This is a genomic window from Trichocoleus sp. FACHB-262, from assembly GCF_014696035.1.
In the GTDB taxonomy this organism is placed as follows: domain Bacteria; phylum Cyanobacteriota; class Cyanobacteriia; order FACHB-46; family FACHB-46; genus Trichocoleus.
In genome coordinates this window covers 12,265-31,427 of sequence record NZ_JACJPK010000037.1, presented here as the reverse complement: position 1 = coordinate 31,427, position 19,163 = coordinate 12,265, and the positions used below count along the sequence as shown (strand labels likewise).

Genomic DNA, 19,163 nt, shown 5'->3' with positions numbered 1-19,163 from the left:
ACAAGTTATCTGGATCTGGCTGGACTAACATTTACCATCGTATCTAGGCCGCCAGCTTGCAAAAATTCACGCCAAGCTGTGCTGATGTCTGGCTCATGAGGTTGGCTGCGCTTTAACTCGAACAGGAGAGCGAGGGGATCATACCAAATGCTATCCTCCTGGTACAGGACAAGGCGCTGTCTGAAGGATGCTTGCTCAATTTGACGTAAGCGAGCCAGATTAACCTTTGTTCGTTGTACGATGCCTGTAACAAATTGATCGGCAACGCGATCGGTTGGGTTGCAAATGATGGCAAACGACCATACATATGTCCTGTCAATCTCTAAAGGCGCTACCTGATCGGGCAAGGTGATGCTGATGATATCGGGAGTATTGCTCAAGGCGATCGTCGTTCGGTAAATCCCTTGACCCGCTCGATTGCGAAGGCTAAATTCGGCAGTTTCAGCCCTAGTTCTGGGCACGTATACCAAAAATGTGGGATGCGCTGCTACGGTTAAGCCTGGTTTGCTCGTTGGGCTAAAGGCTGTTAAGGACGGACGGGTGGTTTCCACCACTGCATCTTGAGGGCAAGCAGCAGGATTACGTCGCCCCCCTGCGGCTGAGCTACCTGGATTCGTAGGCGGCGGGGGAGGAGGACTTGGCTTGCGGGCTTGCTGATAAACGGAACGTTTTCCATTTTCAGACAGCGCTGTTGCGGCGCTAGGAGTAATGGTGACAGTCAGGTTGAGCGCGATCGCCAGTTCTGAGGCTAGGGCAAGGCTGATGGATGTATAACAGAACAAAGATTTGATACAAGACATAAGATTGTTAAAGAAGTGAGGTCTTTAAAGCGAAGGTTTTTTAGAGCCAATTTCCTAGCAGAACAAACGGCGACCAGTAGTAAGGAGAGTTGTAATCCTCTTGGTGCAACAAACTAACTTGAGCCCGACGCAGAGCTTCAGCCTTCGTCATTCCAGGTTTACCTAACTCCCGGTAAAACTCAATCATGAGCAATGCAGTAGAGCGATCGCCAACTGACCAGAGTGAAGCCAGGGTACTGCGTGCCCCCGACCGCATTGCTACTCCTGCCATCCCCAGCGCCGCTCGACTATCGCCTGTGGCAGTCTGGCAAGCGCTCAAAACCAGCAGTTCGATGGGGTTGGAATTTCCCTCTCTCACCCGGAGCAGTTGATCCAATTGTTTAACATTGATGCGTCCATCCCACGCCAAAATAAAGGTATCTTCAGCCTTCGAGCTAAACTGACCATGTGTTGCTAAATGAACGATGGACGAAGGAGTAGAGTCAATTTGGGTTTGCAGCGATCGATTGGTAAACGCCTGATTTAGCAGCACCTGAGCTGAAATTTTTGTGTTGATTTGATTAATTTCGACTGCAACATTCGGCAATGCTGGAAAGCTTTCGCGAGCTTGACTTAATCCTGCTAGTAGCCCATGCAGCCGTAGACGCTTGATCGGCTGGGGTTGCAGTAGGTGTAAACCAGGAGTAAGCGCAACTGCATAGTTTTCAATCAGATAATGCTGACCGTCGTGGAGGACTGCCATTGGCAAACTCCGCAGCCAGCCATCAGGCACAAACACAAGGGTTTTAATCCCACTTGCCGCCAGTTCAGTCTTCACGGGACGCAGGAGTAGATCGTAAACTCGTTGAGCAGCGGGCAACCAATCTTCTACAAAGGCGGTGGGTCTAAGAGATTGACGCATTTGGACGAGGATGCGCTCTACTTCGGTTTGAGCCAGTAGAGTCTTGTGATAGCGCAAGGGTTGATTAGGTAACGCCAGGATCACGGCCAACTGGTTGGGCAAAATGATTGGATAAATGACGGCAGCCTGCGGATCGATTTGATCGATTTTGACGGGACGAGCATTGACACAGGCTTCTCGAAAGAAATTATCCAGTTCTGCTAGTTGCAGGGCTTCGATCACCTCACGCGCTTGTTTCAAGTTTGCCTGGCTGGGTGCATTGCTGTCTGATTGCAACAGCAGTTCCACAAATTGTCGGTAGACGGGTTCAACGCTTTCTCGAAACGAGAACTGCACCTCTTGGTTAATTACTGCTATATCACTGCGGAGGGATTGCAAGGTCTTAACCGCTTCTGCATAGGCAGCCGTTGCGTTTTGCAGACCTCCAGTGGCAGTGCAGGGTTGTGTATCTTGACAGAAAATTCGTCCGAGCTGCCACTGCCACTGATAGACCACACTGGGCGCATCAATAGACTGAGCCAAACTCAGCGCTTGTTGCGTTAGGGTTTTAGCACTGTCCCATTGATGGGTCGTTTCATACAAGCTGCCTAAAGTGCCAAGGGCATAAGATTCAGCCCGACGATCGCCCATGCTATGAGCTTGTTGAACCGCAGCAGCGAGTTCTTGAGCTGAGGTGCTGAGACGTTCAGAAGATATCTCCCCTGCTCTTTCTACCTCTCTGCCCCTCATTCTGACTAGGTTTTGAGCTAGATTAATGCGGGCATAAATAGCTAGACGACCAAGGGGCAAATTAGTGATTTGAGATTGGAGGTCTGGCAACAAGTGCTGCGCGTCTGTCAGCCGCTCGGCTTCAACCAGCAGACTGAGCTGAAGCAGTTGAACTTGCGTTTTTGTGGTGAGCGAGGGAGCTGCGATTGCTGCCTGTTGGTAGAATGCAAGTGCGGTATCGGTTTCTCCTTGAGCGCGAGTCGTGTTGCTTAAACTGAGGAGAATGCCACTGATGTCAGATGCAGATTTAGCGGTATCGTCTCGAAGCTTGAGGGCGATCGCCAAGCTCTTTTCCAAGACCACCCGAGATTGGGCCAGATCGCCGCCTAAGCGTAGCATTTTGCCTAGATTCCGTAATCCCGCTACCTTAAGTCTGGAATCGGGCTGATTTTGCAGAGATTGTTCTACTTGGGTGAGCAGCGTTGTGGCTCGTCTGTAAAGCCCTTCTGACTGCAACGCCCTCGCTTGGTTGATCTGACTGCCCAAGATACCGCTGGTATCGTTGGTGTGGCGGTAGGCCGTCTCAGCCTGTTGCCACGTTTCCAGTGCTGCAGCTGCTTGACCTTGAGTGAGCTGTAGCTCTCCTTGAACAGTGAGAACTTGGGCGCGAACGGGTGAGATGTCGGGATTAGCTGCCAGATGTTGGGCGTTTAACAGCGAGGTCGCTCGATCGATGGCATCATTCGCTTGCATCCAATGCCCCAAGTCTGCCCAGGCAGTGGCAAGAAAACTGAGAACCAACGCTTGATTGAGGCGATCGCCTTTCGCCTCGTAGCGGGTTGCAGCTTTTTGCCAGAGGGCGATTGCTTCTGACAGCTGCCCTGCCTGGTAGTGCGCTTCGGCTTGCTGCACTTGGGTGGGCGGAGAAATTGTAGAAGACAGAGGAGAATTTGATGTGATCCTGATTTGCTCTGTATTCTCTACCTTCCAGTTACCAGTCTCTTGGAATCCAACTGCAATCTCTGCATGCAGGCTAACAGCGATGAACAGCCCCAACACAACAAAATGCAGGAATCGCCGCCATCCTTTTTCTGAAAAGAGCCCTTGTACGATGGATTCTCCTCGATGGATTCGCCTGCCCCAGCGCTCCTGATGCATCTACTCGCTTGGCTCCTTTCATTACTGATATCAATAGATATCTATTGCTAGCTGGGTTATTACATCATTATCAAAGATTTTGCAAAATCAGACTAAACAAAATAGATAAGTTAACCTTACTCAAACTGTTCTTTAGCTTCTCTGGCAGAGGGTTAGATGGTCCACCGAATCCTGCCTAACTTGGTTAGGTGTGTTAGCAATCAGAATTATCTCTCCAGTAGGAGCCACTTGCCAGGCGATCGCTTCGGTAATTAAGGGATGGGTGGGAGAGGGAATCTCTGAATGTTGACTGTTGGATGTTGAATCAAGGAATTCCCTGTGTCTCTTTGTGTCCGTATCCTCTGCTTCTGGCTGTTGACTGCGGCTCACCTCTCTCTTACTATCTGTTTGCTGCTGTGTCACAACTAACCTACGACGGTCTTGCCAATTGGCATCATCGTCTAACTGTTGTTCAGGATTGGGCGGCAAGCCCCCGCGACCACTGATAATGAACGAGTCGCCCTGATTGGCAGGACATCCTTGGGCAATCAGGCGCGCTGAATCGACGATCGTTGTGGGTAGCTCGATTAAGCCAGAAGTGGGGTCAAGTTGATTGATGTTGAGTTGGACGCTGCCACTTAAGGCAGACTTGGCTCCGGTCGCGGTGATGTCGCTTAAAGGTGTATCTTGAGGTCGAGGCTGGATGCCAAAGATGCCAGAGGCATTGATCGAGATGTTACCGCCACGAGCGTTCACAGAATTAGCACGAATGTCATTATTTTCAGTGGATACAGAAACAATCGAGCTTGCATTAATTTCGATGTTACCGCCATTACCATTACCACCCGCCGAAGCAGTGATTTGACTACTGTTTCGCAGCAGCAGAACACCTTGCACATTGAGATCAAGGTTTCCACCTTCACCAGAGGCAGTAGCGGCTGTAATTGAACTGTCACGGTCTAGAGAAATCGAGTTGGCATTCACCCGCAATATGCCAGCACTCCCAGTTCCATCATTGCTGACAGTGATACTTGCACCATCATTGATGCTCAAAAAAGGCGTATTAATGGTCACGTTGCCTGAATTTCCATTTGGTGTGTCAGGCAACCCATAAGCTTGTCGTAAGGCTGTAGGCGCAATAGGGGCAGCCGAACCTATATAACTGGGAAGAGCGCCGGGTACTGTACCACTGACCTCAACAGACTCCGTGGCATTGATGGTGACACTGCCACCGTTACCAGTTGCTAAGACGGAAGAAGTAACACTGCCTCCCTTTTGAACCACTAGCCTCGCCGTGTTAATAGTAACTACCCCAGCATCTCCAGTATTGAGAGAGGTAGAGGTCACAGTGCTGGGAGAGGAAAAGAGGGACTTCCCCATCAGTTCTACTGCTTCAGTTGCATTTACCACCACAGTACCACCCCTGCCAGTTCCATAATTGGGAGATGATACGCTTCCTCCATCTAAAGCAACTAACCGCCCTGTTGATACCGTTACGGTTCCTCCAACTCCAGAGCCAAAAGCTTTAGTAGCGATGCTGCTAAGAAAAATAGGATTAATGAATGAAAACCCAATAAGTTGTACTGAATCAAAAGCTTGCACAGTTATGTTGCCCGTCTTGGCAGAACTGAAGGAATTAGTGGCTACTCCTGCCCCATCCCGAACAGTTAACTGCCTAGTCGAAACTGTAATGTCTGCCCCACTTCCAAGTCCAGTAGTTTGGCTAGTCAAACCAGCTGAGAACCTACCATCTGGGCTTATTCCGCTCAGTTCTAGCGACTGGGCAGCATTTACTTTGATACTTCCTCCCGCTTGAGCCCTTTGGTTTTGAATCAACAGCAGTGACCCATCTGCTAGCGAGACTTGATTTCCTTGTACCTGAATTGAACTGCTCCCACTCGCATAGGCTAACGCCTGTTGCGATAAACGAATATCACCAAAGTTTTGTACTTCTGGGTAGCTGAGGACAAAGCCATCACCAAGGCCCACTTGCCCATCGCGTGCACTACCTAACTCGATTCGGCCTTGCTCTGCCGCCAGTGTGCCGCCAGCAATGTTTATATCCCCTCCAATTAAGGCCAGGGTCTGACCTCCTAGCACCCGCAACCCTGCTGTACTATCACCTTTGACAATAGAGGAAAGAATAGGAACTTGAACGGATAAATCGTATCCATTCCCCTGCACCTCAATTTGCCCCGGATTAGCTCCCATCTGCAACCCAACTGGAACACTAACAGTTAACAGCGGCGTCATTTGAGGATTCGTGGCGCTGTACTGAAAATTATCGACAAAGTCGATGCTGCTGGCTGTGCTGGCAACAAACGAGCCACCAATATTGAGCGAAGCATTGGGACCAAACAGGATGCCATGAGGATTGAGCAAAAACAGATTTGCAGTGCCATTTGCCCGAATTACACCATCAATATTGGAGGCCAACCCACCTGTAACGCGACTGAAAATGTTCTGTACATTTATGGAATTGTTGAAGTAGGCAAAACCTCCCGTCGGCACAGAAAATTGGCTGAAGCTATGAAACAGATTGCCACCCCGTCTTGCCCCACCATCAATCTGAGTACTTGTATTGCCAGAAACTTGCGATCGCTCTCCCACAGGGAGTGTAGTGTCAGGAATGACTTGAGCAGTGATCGGTTGAGTATAAAGCAATGCGCTCACGATACTGGTTGTCAAAATCCACACTTTTAAGGGCGATCGGTTCATTTTGCTGTCCTCGTTCCATAGTTGCGAGCGGCAGAAGGTTACTCTTGGCGCGATCGCTAAAGTCAAGATAAAGGAATCGAGCCACCGCGTCATCACACCGTTACGCCATTGCTTCTATAACATCGTCCGTAGACAGCACTGCATTGGCAATATACCCAAAATTGATCAGTGCCGCTTTATAGCCGTCGCCCAGCTCCGGATGTCGAGGGGCAGCCGTTGCGTCCTTGATGACGGCAACCTCAAATCCCTGTTCGATCAAATCGCGCAGGTGAGCTTCAACACAAATATTTGCCAGCATTCCGAGCAGAATAACTTTGCTGATGTTGCGCTTACGCAGTTGCAAAACGAGGTCGTTGCTCTGCGGTCCATAGGCTTTATGAGGACTAACCACGATCGTCTTGCCATCTTCAATGAAGGGCTTGTAGCGATCGAGCCAGTCAGCACCAGAACCCAAGAAACCATCAAGGCTCAATGCACCTTTGCGCTCGAACTCCCTAGATTTGAGCATCATTTGCTCTACGGTTCCAGCAAATTTCCAGGCGTAGTCGGTGGGGTAATAATAGTGGGGGGAGATGAAGACCTCAAATTTATTGTGCTTAGCGGCTTTGAAGATGCGTTCGATGTTCTCAATGGTCTTATTCTCCTTAACACTGTCACCTACCAAATCCCAGGAGACCCCTGTTTCGCTCAAGACATCGTTTTGCGGATCGATGACAACTACTGCGGTGTCATTCTGGTTGATGTTCATGGTTTTCCTCCCTACTTGTTGACGTTCACGGTTCTCCTCGTTAAATACCACCCACGATGTGAAGCGTTTCCCTAGTGATCCAGGCTAAATCGGAGGACACAAAGAAGACAGCAGCAGATGCGATGTCCTGCGGCTGTCCCATGCGACCCAGTGGGGTTAGCGCTTCAACCTGTTTTTGGTAATCGCTCCCGATCATTCCCGCTGCTTGTATGCCCTCCATTTCCACGATTCCAGGATTGATCAAGTTGACACTCCTTGAAGATTCTCACCGTTATTAGGTGAGTTGGCCGCTTGCGATCGCGCTTCAAATCTGTGCCATACCGCCATCGACAAACAGCTCAATACCATTGACAAAGCTGCTATCGTCTGACGCGAGAAAGACAACGGCTTTGGCGATCTCATCGGGTGTGCCGACTCGTCCCAGAGGGATAGTGGCGGCTTGGCCTTCTATGAATGCCTGCACCTGCTCATCACTCAGTCCCATCAGGTTGTAGCCAGGAGTGGGCACGACACCAGGACTGATAGCATTGACGCGAATCTTGCGCTCCTTGAGGTCGAGTATCCAATTACGAGCAAAGGATCGCACAGCGGCTTTGGTAGCGCTGTAAACGCTGAAGGCTGGGGTACCTGTTATAGAAGTAATCGAGGCGTTCAGGATAATGGAAGCCCCCTCTGGCAACAGGGGCAGTGCCTTCTGCACAGTGAACAATAGACCTTTGACGTTCGTGTTGAACGTTTTGTCAAAGTGTTCTTCAGTGATGGCTCCAAGTGGGGCGACTTCTCCACCGCCAGCATTGGCGAAGATCACATCGAGGTGTCCTTGCTCTTGCTGGATTGTGGTGAATAGGCGATCGAGGTCTTCCATCTTAGAGGCATCACTCTGAACACCCGTAACGTTTTTACCGATCGCTTCTACGGCAGCATCCAGTTCAGTCTGGCGGCGACCTGTGATGAAGACATAGGCACCTTCAGCGACAAAGCCCTTGGCAGTAGCAAAACCGATACCGCTGGTGCCACCAGTAACAAGAGCGACTTTCCCATCTAATTTTTGCATGATGATGCCTTAATTGTTGAGTTTGAAAGAGTTGTCTGTAACAAGTAACAAGATGAGAAATGAGAACGTAATCTCTACAATCTCGTCCGTTCTTTAACATGAGTGGTCATAAAGCGACGGATATGGTCTGCGATCGCTTCCCCTTCCTCTTCCAGGGCAAAATGCCCCGTATCGAGTAAATGAAACTCCAGCGTTCGCAGATCGTTCTTGTAGGGATAAGCACCTTCAGCCGGGAAGATGTAGTCATTCTGACCCCAAACAACCAGCGTAGGGGGCTGATATTTACGGAAATATTCCTGCCATTGCGGATAGAGCGGTGGGTTGCTGCCATAGCTATAAAACAGCGCCAGTTGAATATCAACATTTCCGGGGCGATCGAGGAAATGTTGATCTATATTCCAGTTGTCAGGGCTGATCGCTTCAGGATTGCGGACACCGTTGGTGTATTGCCACCTTGTTGTTTCCAGAGTGAAGAAGGGTCTGAGCTGATCCGCATTCTCAGGAGAACGCTCTCGCCAGTATGCCTTGATTGGGTCCCAAAACTCGCGCAGGCCTTCCTCGTAGGCATTGCCGTTTTGGACAATCAGGGCTTCTACTCGCTCTGGATATTTAGCTGCAATGCGATAGCCAATGGGAGCACCATAATCCATCACGTAGAGGCTATATTGCTTGAGATCGATCGCGGCAATGAATTTCTCTACGATCTCAGCGAGGTGATCAAAGGTGTAATCAAACTCATTTACACTTGGCATCGAACTGTTGCCAAAGCCCGGATAATCTGGAGCAACTAAGTGGAAGCGATCGCTAAGCGCAGACATGAGATTGCGAAATATATGAGAGGAGGTCGGGAAGCCGTGCAACAGCAGAATCGTTGGGTTGTCACGGGAGCCAGCTTCTCGATAAAAGATATCTAAACCATCGATCGCGATCGTGTGAAATGTAGTCATGAGATTACCTCTTGTAAAGTTATTGACGAATCGCAAGCAGTGAGTTTCAAGAGAATGAAGAATACCTACAGAGGATTCAGATTTTCGTACAGGGTTGCTGTAGCAAGATTCGGTTGTTTTTATACACTTCGAAAGTTCCGGACTGTGGGTTATCCAACGTGCCATCCCACACCCAGTATTCATAACTTTTGTTCCGAAACCTATACACTCGAACACCTTCCGTCGCTTGGCTAGTTCCTTTGCCCAAACTTAGATTGCCGTAGGGACTAGTCGCGCGATAGAGCAGTTCACCAGAGGTAGAATTCTGCCAAATATTGATGTTGTGGTCACCCTGGCATCTCGTACTCAGGATGATGCCAGCCGTAGAATCGGCAGAAGCAGGTAAAGAGAGATTAGCTAAGACGCTGGTTGGCAGAGCCAGAAATAAGGCGGCTCTTTTCAGAAGAGTTTTCATTATTTGCAGAAGAGCGTAATGAATTTCAATAGAAACGTGGCTATTTTGTCAGGGTTTGGGGTTGCCACGTCGAGAAGTCAGCCAGATGTCCCCAGTAGGCACTCAACCCAATAAACGCAAAGATAAGAGCTGCCACAATTAGCCCAATTGCTCCAATCGTTCGCAAGAATCGGTTTGATTTGAGATAGAGGGTTGGTGCAGAAAAAATTCCTCCTAGGCCAACTAAAATGAATCCAATTCCCGTCAGCAGAGGAAGTTGTGTGATTCCCAGGTTGATGATGCGAAAGCCAATTAGAAGCGATACAAGTCCTGCAAAGAAGCCATAAGCAGCGAGGGTCAGTAGGTCCCAACCCAGCGCTAGGGCGAGTGAAGTTCCAATGAATAAAACGCCAAACAGAACGGTTGTTTCACCAAAGGCAATATTGAAACTACCAATAATGGGCCAGGTAAATGTCATGTGTAAACCAGTGGCTAAAGCGATCCCACCGACAACCCCAAAGCCTGGAATCCAGCGTCTCTGATTTGGCTCACCCAGACCAAAATAGACATAGGCAGCTAACAGAGCGAGCCCAGCCGCCAGGTTAATGAGCATGAGTGTGAGGTAATCGATAAACATAAGATCTCCTACATGTTCGGTTTTATCAAAACTTAGATAAAAATCGAATTAATCTACCCATCCTGACGACGACTTTGTTCCTGGAAATAGTCGCGCCAACTTTTGGGTAAAGCTTCGAGTTGAGTTGCGCGGTGCAGTAGCTCTGGATTGTTTTTCTCACGCACATAAAGCTGAGTGATGTCGGCAACCGTGATCCTGTTGTCATCTCGGCTCATCAACTCTAGAGTGTCTCCCGTCCCGACTTCTCCTTCTTGCAAAACGGAAAAATAAAATCCGGTGCGACGACTGGCGAGAAATCGCTTTACCATATCGGGTCGCCCAAACCGAATCCCCAGTTTGTAGCAAGGGAGGCGAGGTTGTGTCACCATCAGTTTGACTGTGCCAACCTGAAAGCGATCGCCAATGTTTACTTCGTCTTCTCTCAGTCCAGTGATTGTGAGATTTTCACCAAAAATGCCTAGCGTTAGGTCTGTGTCAGGCAACTCAGCGTGCCAGTAATCATAATGCTCGAACGGATAGACATAAATTGCTTTGTCTAATCCGCCATGAACCGAGAGGTCAGCCTGTCCATCTCCGTCTAAGTTCAGCGATCGCACCATCACCCTTGCACTGCCTAGGACTGGCTCTTTGAAGATTCCAGTTCTCACTGTTTTCCCTTTCCAGGTCACTTCCCGTGGCAGTCCCACATTGACAGAGATGAGTTTCATTTTAAGCTCCACAGCTTTGGGTCGTGAGGCAATGGCAGCCTTCTACAGCCGTCCATTTTCTTCACTTCAATCTCTGCAACCGTTTGCATGCCCCTAATTTAAGGGTCTAACTCAAATCTGTCGTCCATTCAGGGTCCATACTTGAATCCACAGAACGATCAATCATGAAGCAGCCTGAAGTATTGGGTTGGCATCGAACTTAAGTTCAACTTGAAATCAAATCTAAGTCGATATGACAGGCTTTACAGACTGGCAATTCCTCGCTTTAAGGCAATGATGGTAGCCTGGGTGCGGTCTTTAGCGCCTAACTTGCTTAAGATGCGGTTGATGTTGGACTTGACAGTGCTTTCAGTAATGCTCAAAGCAGCACCGATTTCCAGATTGCTCATCCCCTGAGCAACCAACTGAAGCACCTCTAATTCGCGCTCGGTCAGCTCTGGATGGGTCATGCGCTGTGCTAACTTAGCCCCAACATGAGGGGGAATATATTGTAGCCCCTCATGAACTGTACGAATCGCAGTTCTTAGTTCATGGGGTTTACAGTCTTTAAGCAAATATCCCTTTGAACCTGCCCTCAACCCCCGATAGATGTCCTCATCTCCGTCATAGGTAGTCAATACAATGATGCGAGCGGTATTGAACTCAGTACAAATTGCCGTAATTGCTTCCACCCCTCCCATTTGTGGCATCCGCAAGTCCATTAAGGTCACGTCGGGTTGCACTTGACGGAACAACTGAACTGCCTCAACCCCATTCTTGGCCTGACCAATGACAGTCATATCCGATTCTTCATTGATGATGGCTGCCAACCCTTGCTGGACAATGGCATGATCATCCACAAGCAGAACCTGGATAGTTGCTGGTTGGCTCATGAGGTGTCTACTCCCGATTTACAATGACAATGATTTCTGTACCTTGATTCGGATGGCTGTGGATAGTTAATTCACCGCCAATTTGCTCAACTCGTTCACTCATCCCTAGTAAACCAAATCCCTGAGTTGGGTATACTTCAACTTCAAATCCTTGTCCATCATCTTTCACTCGTAATAGACATTGCGTCTCCTCGTACACTAACTCAATACAAATTTCAGTGGCGTTAGCATATTTAATGGCGTTGGTTAAAGCTTCTTGTCCGATACGTAATAGGTTATTTTCCACATCGGGTAGTAAAGCATAAACTTCACCAATGGTTTGACAGGTGAGATGAGTCTTTGTGGAAGACTTCATTTGATGAGTTAGATGATTGAGCGCATGATACAAGTTTCCCTCCTCCAACAATTTAGGTCGGAGGGTCGTCACGGATCGGCGGGCTTCAGCTAGTCCGGTGCGGGCTAATTCATCCACAGTTTCCAGGTGTGCCTGAGCAGTCTCTGGTTTCTTGGTCATTAACTCTGTCGCTGCTCCAGTATGCAGCAGAATGCCTGTAAAGGCTTGCGCCAATGTATCGTGAATTTCTCGCGCCATCCGGTTGCGCTCTTCCAAAATAGAAGCTTCTTCGGCACGTTTTTGGTCGCTAATATCTGTGATGAGGCTGTAAAATCCTCTTACTTGACCATTGGCATCGAAATCGGGGATCAAGGTAGCACTGATAGACTTTTTACCCACTGGGAAGGGAACTTCTGCTTCCAGGCTGACAGTTTGCCCTGTAAATACTTGATGGATAAACGGTTCAACCCTCTGATAAACGGTTTCACCGAGCAATTCATGGACGTATCTACCTAAAATCTCATCTCGACTGCGATTAAACCAGACCTCGTAGGTACGGTTAATAAATTGATAGCGACAATTGCCATCTACATAAGCGACTAGAGCAGGGAGAGTGTCGGTGATTAGCCGTAGTTCTTGTTCTCGACGACGCAGTTCGGCTTCGCTTTGCTGCAAAGCTATCGTTCGTTCCGCCACCTGTTGCTCTAAAGTGTGGTTGTAATCGGTTAGTAGTTGCTCGGTTTGTCTACGTTCCGTAATGTCTTGAAAGGCAGCGATCGCATAGGTCACATTGCCCTGCTCGTCAAAGATGGGAGTTCCCCAGACTTCAACTGGAATGATTTTGTCATTCTGATGAATTTCGAGATCATCTACCGTGGTGCGATCGCCACTCAACGCCCGGACGATAGGTAGTTTCTCAGGGGGATAGTTTTGATCGGTTCCAGTTAGATAAAATTGATAAACCTCCGGGATTAAATCTGGTGTCGCTGTGGGATCAATGCCTTTGCCCATTAGCTGCATGCCCCGTTGATTGACGTAGTAAGCGCGACCTGCCGCATCCAAGACTCCAATGCCTACCGGAACCGCTTCTAGAAATTGTTTCATCCGACTCTCGCTGGCATGGAGTTTAGAGTAGAGTTTGGCATTTTCAATGGCGATCGCGGCCTGGGTAGATAGTAAATTCAAAACTTGCGATCGCTCTGGTGAAAAGGCTCCGGTTGCTAATTGATTTTCGAGATACAGCACACCTACGAGCTTACTTTGATTCAGCAGCGGCAAACAGAGCAGTGACTGAGTTTGGTGGTTCTGAATATAGGGATCATGAATAAAATTGCCTTCACGAGTAGCGTCATTCAAGATGACAGATTCGTGAGTCCGAATCACATACTGAATAATTGATTCTGGTAGATGATTTGTCGTTGGAAGCGATTGCAGCACTCTCGTAGTACAGACTTTCTCTCCTTGACTAAGTTCACAAGCTGCTTCGATCGCCCACTCACCTGCATTTTCCAAAATCAAGCATCCGGTTTGAGCCCCAGCAGTCTCGATTAAAATTTGCATTAAGGAGCGGAGCAACTGATCCAACTCAATTTCACTGGATATGGCCTGAGAGGCTTTCAGCACAGCCGCTAAATCTAAAGCAAGGTCTGAGCGATTAGAGGTGGTTTCAGAAGTTTTATAGGTTGGCGAAACTACATCAGACACTTGAGGAAAAAACTGTGGGTAGCGAGTTTCTAAATCTTTCACCTTCGCTGTGGCTCCCCAACGTTCATAACAGTAGTGAGCTTCTTTCATGTAGGTTTGAGCAAACTTTTCGCGACCACGTGCCAAATAATGTTTTGCAGCCAATTCGTATGCTAATGCCTCTTCCTGAATATATTCATTCTCCCTAGCTCCTTGAATCGCTTGTTCATAAAACTCTTCTGCCTCAAACCACTGTCCCAAAACTTGTGCCGTCTCTGCTTGAACTAAATTATATTTATGCAAATAGTTCATTGGCGCATGATGTGCCCATAGCTTCATTTTCTCCTGGCTTAGGGTAACTTCTTGGAGAAGTTTCTCCTGCACTTGATTGCTGCTTTCAGGATATATTGCGAGTCTTGCTAGAGAAATATAGAGATAGTACAGAGGCTCAAGGGATGTACCTGCTAACCGAATCAGATAACTTCCCGCTAGGACTCCGTTTTCAACAGCTTGAGCATATTCAGAAAAAAGGTAGCATAGGAAAAGTTTGTTAAAATAGACAGAAAAGATGCTACTTCCATCATTTCCGGATTCGTATTTTGGCAGTTCATTGTCCTCATTGTAGGATTCGCCAACTAGGCGGGTTGGATTGGCCGATTGTCCTGTCAAGTTTATGATGGCCTGCCGAAATATTTGATTCCAGGTATATGCTGTTTCTTGCTTAATTTGACGAATCGCTTCCCCATAGGTCAGCATATCGTGTGCAACTTCTATGAGTTCTTTTCCATTAGCATAGGATTGAAAGCAGTAGGTATAAGCACAATAGGCAGCAAATTCTAAATCTCCAGTTTCTAGCCCACTTTGATAGCCTTCTAACAAAGGCTTCAATAGCTCTCTAGCATGTTCTTTCCAGTGAATAATAAAATTATTTACGATATTCAAAGTCCTGGCTTTCAAGGCATGGGTATGACACTGTGATAGCAGCCTTAGAGCAAGCTGTCCGAACTCATAGCCAGACTGTATGTTTCCCACCACACCACAAAGAATTAACCCAAAGGTGGCGTAAGCAAAGGGAGACACAAATGCATTGCCATACAGAATAGACAGGTTGACCTGTTTGGATGCAAGCAGCGGTGTCAAATTAGGAGCAGCGATTTGGGCAGTGATCGTGATGCTGGATAGGATTCGCATCGCCGCTAATTTTTCCAGTTCGATCATTTCTGGTAAATGGACTAAGTCCCCGATCTGGCAATTGTCAAAGAGAGATGTGGTCGCGTCTAGTTCACGGCGAATCTCTGATGGAGTGGGCGTTTTAGGGAAACTAATTCCTAGCTGCTGCAAAACTTGTAATGCAGTATTAATGGCTTTTACTAGCTGTTTCTGCGCGATGTATGCTTGAATTTTAATTTCGTAGAGCTTTACGCTATCGAGAACCGTTTTGGCTTCTATCAGAGCAACTCCTGCCCACTGCTCTACATCTTCAAACTCACCACATAAATACGAAACTTCTGTGGTTTCTATATACAACTCTAAGGTTAGGCTATAATGGCTCTGCCAGCTAGAAAATGTTAGCCATTCTCTTCCTTGAGCTAAATATTTTTTTGCTGCTCTGTAGGCGATCGCGGCTTTTGCCTTGCGCCCTGCCATCAAATTTAACTTGGCAATCTCAATTTGTTCATCAGCGTCAGTAACAAGCTCAATCCCGTAGTTTAGATGATCAACTGATTTAAATAGCCAGTCTGACAGAGGTTCTAATAAAGTTTTTTCGAGGAGATTGCGACCAATTTGCAGATGAACAATTTGTTTTTGTGATGGATTAATCAAAGCATAAGCAGCTTGCTGGACGCGATCGTGCAGGAACTTGTATTGTGGAATTAACAAGTCTTCATCTAATTCGGAGAGAGGCTGAATGAATCCTCCCTGCAGCACTGGCACTAAATCTTCAAAAACTGTTCTAGAAGGCTGTTCACAAACGATTGCTAAAGTATCTAAATCAAATTCGGCCCCGATACAGGCCGCTAATCGAAAAATTTGCTGTGTACGTTCTGGTAGTTTTTTCAACTTGAGCAGCAGCAAATTTACAACATTATCAGTGATATTTTGGGCTTCAATCTGAGCAATGTTCCACTGCCAGCTTCGGTGTGCAGCATCAAAGATCAATAGATTTTCGCCATATAACATTCGCAAAAATTCATTGACAAAGAAAGGGTTACCCTCGGTTTTACGCAATATTAACTGAGCTAAAGCGCGAATGGTTTCAATATCCTGATGTAGTGTCTCAGCAAGCAACTGGCTTAACGGTTCTAGCGTTAAAGGTTTGAGAATAATTTCTTGAAGCCCTACCCCTTGCTTTCGCAATCTCTCCAGCATTAAAGTCAGTGAATGGGCTGGATGTACTTCATTATCTCGATAGGCTCCAATCAAAAATAGAGATTGGGCTTGTTCATCCAGTAACATCAGTTCAATTAGCTTCAGTGTGGCGAAGTCGATCCACTGCAAGTCATCTAAAAAGATGACTAAAGGATGTGACTCTGAACAAAACACCCGTAAAAATTGCTGAAAGATGCGATTGAAACGATTCTGTGCTTCCGTTGCTCCCACTTCTATGACAGGGGGCTGTTTGCCCACAATCAATTCCAATTCAGGAATCACATCAACAACTAGTTGCCCATTGCTTCCTAACGCTGCAAGTAGGCGCGATCGCCACTGTTGCAACTGCTCATCGGGTTCACCTAGTAGTTGTTGCACCAATTTTTGTAGGGCCTGGGCGATCGCACTGTAGGGAATATTGCGTTGAAATTGGTCGAACTTACCAGAGATAAAGTAGCCACGCTTTGCCGTGATAGGTTTGTAAAGTTCCTGTACCAAAGCTGATTTACCAATGCCAGCGTAGCCAGAAACGAGCAACATTCTAGAAGATGCAGGGATAGAGAGACACGGATCTGGGGGGATATTTTTCTCCTCTTTGTCTGCTTCTCTTCTCGTCCCTATTTCACTTCTCTCAGCTACTCTGTCAAACGCTGCCAGTAGGGCTATAATTTCTGCATCACGTCCATATAATTTTTGGGGAACTCGAAACTGGTTGGAAACATCATGAAGACCCAGTTGCAGTCTATCTATTTGGCCGATCTCTGTTAACTGCTGGGCACAGAGTTCTAAATCCGCTTTAATTCCCCATGCGCTCTGATAGCGATCTTCTGCGTTTTTCGCCATCAGTTTCAAAACAATATCTGAAACGGCTTTGGGAATCTCTGCATTCAACTCATGCGGCGGCACAGGTTGCTTGGCGATGTGACAATGAACTAATTCAAGAATGTCAGCGGTAGGAAACGGTAACTGTCCAGTGAGCAGTTCGTAGAAGGTGATACCGAGGGAATAAAAATCAGTGCGATAATCCAGCGAGCGGTTCATGCGCCCAGTTTGCTCTGGGGAGATGTACGCTAAAGTACCTTCTAGAATATGGGGGTTGTTAAAGGTAGGATTAGTGCGACCCAGACGTGTAGAAATACCAAAATCGATGACTTTAACTTGTCCCGTTTGGGGATTGAGCACGATATTACTGGGGTTGATATCTTTATGAATTACGTTGGCAGTATGAATGTCCCCCAAGATCTTCGTAACCGTAATTGCAAAATGCAGAAACTTAGGTAGAGGCATGGGGCAGTATGCCTTAGCAGCGTCCCGAATCCATTTTTCTAAAGACTCGCCACCAAAATCTTCTAGAAGAATAACGAGCGTTCTTTGATAATCCTGCTGTGCGTAAGCTTTGATCACTCCCTCAAGATTAAGTGATTGGGTGATTTCGTATTCCTGCTTATAACGAATCAGTTCGGATGGAGTGGGATAGTCTTGCTTAAGAACTTTGAGGATGATCGGCAAGTGATCTGATTTTCTAATCCCTCGGTAAACCAGAGAATTGCGGCTTTCGTAAAGCTTTCCTTGAACAATGACGTTTGGTAAGGAAATCATGATTACTAGCCTGTAATTTATTTACCAATCGGTACAAAAAGTATCCCCTGCTTAACTTGGGGTGTCAAGAAAGTTTTATACTGAACAGTATGGAAACGAGAAAACTTCACACTGCTCAGGGACGTCCTCGCGCTTTCGATATCGACGAAGCCTTAGAAAAAGCTCTACAGGTGTTTTGGCGCAAGGGCTATCTGGGAACATCCTTGACCGAACTCACGGAGGCAATGGGGATCAACCGTCCCAGCCTCTATGCGGCTTTTGGTAATAAGGAAACTCTATTTCGTAAGGTGCTCGATCTTTACCAAGAGCAACAAACACCCTACATGGCGCAAGCTCTAAAGGAGCCGACTGCCCGTAAAGTGATCGAGCGAATGATGTATGGTGTGGTTGATTTGCTGACGAATCCAGACAATCCGCCAAGATGCCTCTATGCTCAAACTGTGCTTTCATGTGCTGATCCAAGCGATCCACTCTATCAAGAACTGGCAGAACGCCGAATATTAATTGAGGCAACAATTGGCGATCGCTTTGCCCGTGCGATCGCCGAAGGGGATTTGCCGTCTGATACTGACCCTGCTGCCTTGGCCCGCTTTGTCCTAACTGTCAACTTTGGCATGTCCGTCCAAGCCTCCAGTGGAGCGAGCCGTGCAGAACTCCTACAGGTGGTTGAGATGGCCTTGCAAGCTTGTTCCAATCTATGAACTTAAGTTTGACATCAAGCCAATACCTTTGATTACCCAAAGATTGATCGTTGTATGGCTCCAACAATGGACTTTGAATGGAAGACAGATTGGAGTTAGGCCCTTAAATTAGGGTCATACAAACAGTTCTAGGGCTGAGGCAAAGAGATTTCACAGTGCTTCTCGTACGATGAAACCTCTTTGCTTCTCAGGTTTAGTATGGGTCACGATATTTCTGAAGAAGCATCTGACGATTCTCCAATGGAGACACAGAGTGAACGCAACCCGTTAGTGCTACCGCCTTCTGAGCGAGACTACCGCCAAGGAGAACTCGATGCCAAAGTGGTGCTCATTGAGTATGGAGATTATCAGTGTCTTGAGTGTGGAGAACTTCACACCTTAATTAAGACAATTCAAAGACAGCTTAATGGCACCTCCACTGCGGAAAATCATCTATGTTTTGTGTTTCGGCAGTTTCCTCAAGCCCAAATACATCCTCAAGCTCAAAAGGCAGCGGCAGCAGCCCTAGCAGCAGGGGCACAGGGGCAGTTCTGGCAGATGCACGATATGCTATTCACCCATCAGCAAGCCTTAGGAAGCGGCTATCTGGTGGAGTATGCCGATCATTTGGGGCTTGATGTCTGCCAGTTTTTGCGAGCCATCAGTAGACAAGTATACCGCGATCGCATCCATGAGGATATTACCAGCGGAATGCAAAGTGGCGTCGAAGCTGCTCCAGTCCTGTTTATCAATGGGAGGCGGTATCGCGATCGCTGGGCCATTGATCCTTTGATGACAGCTATTATCACTGATTCGGGCAATTAATAGCATTCCA

Annotated in this window: 14 protein-coding genes; 2 read left to right on the top strand and 12 right to left on the bottom strand. The window is 47.5% G+C overall.

Features of this window, described 5'->3' with window-relative positions:
- Positions 1–5: 5 nt before the first annotated feature.
- From H6F68_RS08200 to H6F68_RS08145, 12 genes are all read right to left on the bottom strand, one after another.
- Positions 6–800 (bottom strand): DUF928 domain-containing protein, encoded by a 795-nt coding sequence (locus H6F68_RS08200; protein WP_190558023.1) that lies wholly within the window; start codon positions 798–800, stop codon positions 6–8.
- Between the two features lie 40 nt (positions 801–840).
- Positions 841–3,567 (bottom strand): CHAT domain-containing protein, encoded by a 2,727-nt coding sequence (locus tag H6F68_RS08195; protein ID WP_190558021.1) that lies wholly within the window; start codon positions 3,565–3,567, stop codon positions 841–843.
- Between the two features lie 132 nt (positions 3,568–3,699).
- Entirely contained in the window at positions 3,700–6,357 is a 2,658-nt protein-coding gene (locus H6F68_RS08190) for an S-layer family protein (RefSeq protein ID WP_190558019.1), read from the bottom strand.
- A 7-nt stretch (positions 6,358–6,364) separates the two neighbouring features.
- Complete coding sequence (locus H6F68_RS08185) at positions 6,365–7,012, bottom strand: cysteine hydrolase family protein (protein WP_190558017.1); 648 nt, start codon at positions 7,010–7,012, stop codon at positions 6,365–6,367.
- 40 nt (positions 7,013–7,052) lie between these two features.
- Entirely contained in the window at positions 7,053–7,256 is a 204-nt protein-coding gene (locus H6F68_RS08180; RefSeq protein WP_277876032.1) for an SDR family oxidoreductase, read from the bottom strand.
- 60 nt (positions 7,257–7,316) lie between these two features.
- Positions 7,317–8,066 carry an SDR family oxidoreductase gene (locus H6F68_RS08175; RefSeq protein WP_190558013.1) on the bottom strand — a complete coding sequence of 250 codons (750 nt, stop codon included), beginning with the start codon at positions 8,064–8,066 and terminating at the stop codon, positions 7,317–7,319.
- A gap of 74 nt (positions 8,067–8,140) precedes the next feature.
- Positions 8,141–9,013, bottom strand: coding sequence for an alpha/beta fold hydrolase (locus H6F68_RS08170; protein WP_190558011.1), 873 nt, complete (start codon positions 9,011–9,013; stop codon positions 8,141–8,143).
- A gap of 76 nt (positions 9,014–9,089) precedes the next feature.
- The gene (locus H6F68_RS08165; RefSeq protein ID WP_190558009.1) at positions 9,090–9,467 is read right to left on the bottom strand and encodes a hypothetical protein; all 378 of its coding nucleotides are present in this window, start codon (positions 9,465–9,467) and stop codon (positions 9,090–9,092) included.
- 40 nt (positions 9,468–9,507) lie between these two features.
- Positions 9,508–10,083 (bottom strand): DUF981 family protein, encoded by a 576-nt coding sequence (locus H6F68_RS08160; protein WP_190558007.1) that lies wholly within the window; start codon positions 10,081–10,083, stop codon positions 9,508–9,510.
- Positions 10,084–10,136: 53 nt separating this feature from the next.
- Positions 10,137–10,790, bottom strand: a complete 654-nt coding sequence (locus H6F68_RS08155) for an MOSC domain-containing protein (protein WP_190558005.1) — start codon at positions 10,788–10,790, stop codon at positions 10,137–10,139.
- 242 nt (positions 10,791–11,032) lie between these two features.
- Positions 11,033–11,662 (bottom strand): response regulator transcription factor, encoded by a 630-nt coding sequence (locus tag H6F68_RS08150; RefSeq protein WP_190558003.1) that lies wholly within the window; start codon positions 11,660–11,662, stop codon positions 11,033–11,035.
- 7 nt (positions 11,663–11,669) lie between these two features.
- The gene (locus H6F68_RS08145; RefSeq protein ID WP_190558001.1) at positions 11,670–17,648 is read right to left on the bottom strand and encodes an AAA family ATPase; all 5,979 of its coding nucleotides are present in this window, start codon (positions 17,646–17,648) and stop codon (positions 11,670–11,672) included.
- Positions 17,649–17,737: 89 nt separating this feature from the next.
- Between H6F68_RS08145 and H6F68_RS08140 the strand changes: the two genes are divergently transcribed.
- Together H6F68_RS08140 and H6F68_RS08135 are read left to right on the top strand one after the other, a co-directional pair.
- The gene (locus H6F68_RS08140) at positions 17,738–18,349 is read left to right on the top strand and encodes a TetR/AcrR family transcriptional regulator (protein ID WP_190557999.1); all 612 of its coding nucleotides are present in this window, start codon (positions 17,738–17,740) and stop codon (positions 18,347–18,349) included.
- Positions 18,350–18,547: 198 nt separating this feature from the next.
- Positions 18,548–19,153, top strand: a complete 606-nt coding sequence (locus H6F68_RS08135; RefSeq protein ID WP_242024424.1) for a thioredoxin domain-containing protein — start codon at positions 18,548–18,550, stop codon at positions 19,151–19,153.
- The last annotated feature ends 10 nt before the right edge of the window (positions 19,154–19,163 follow it).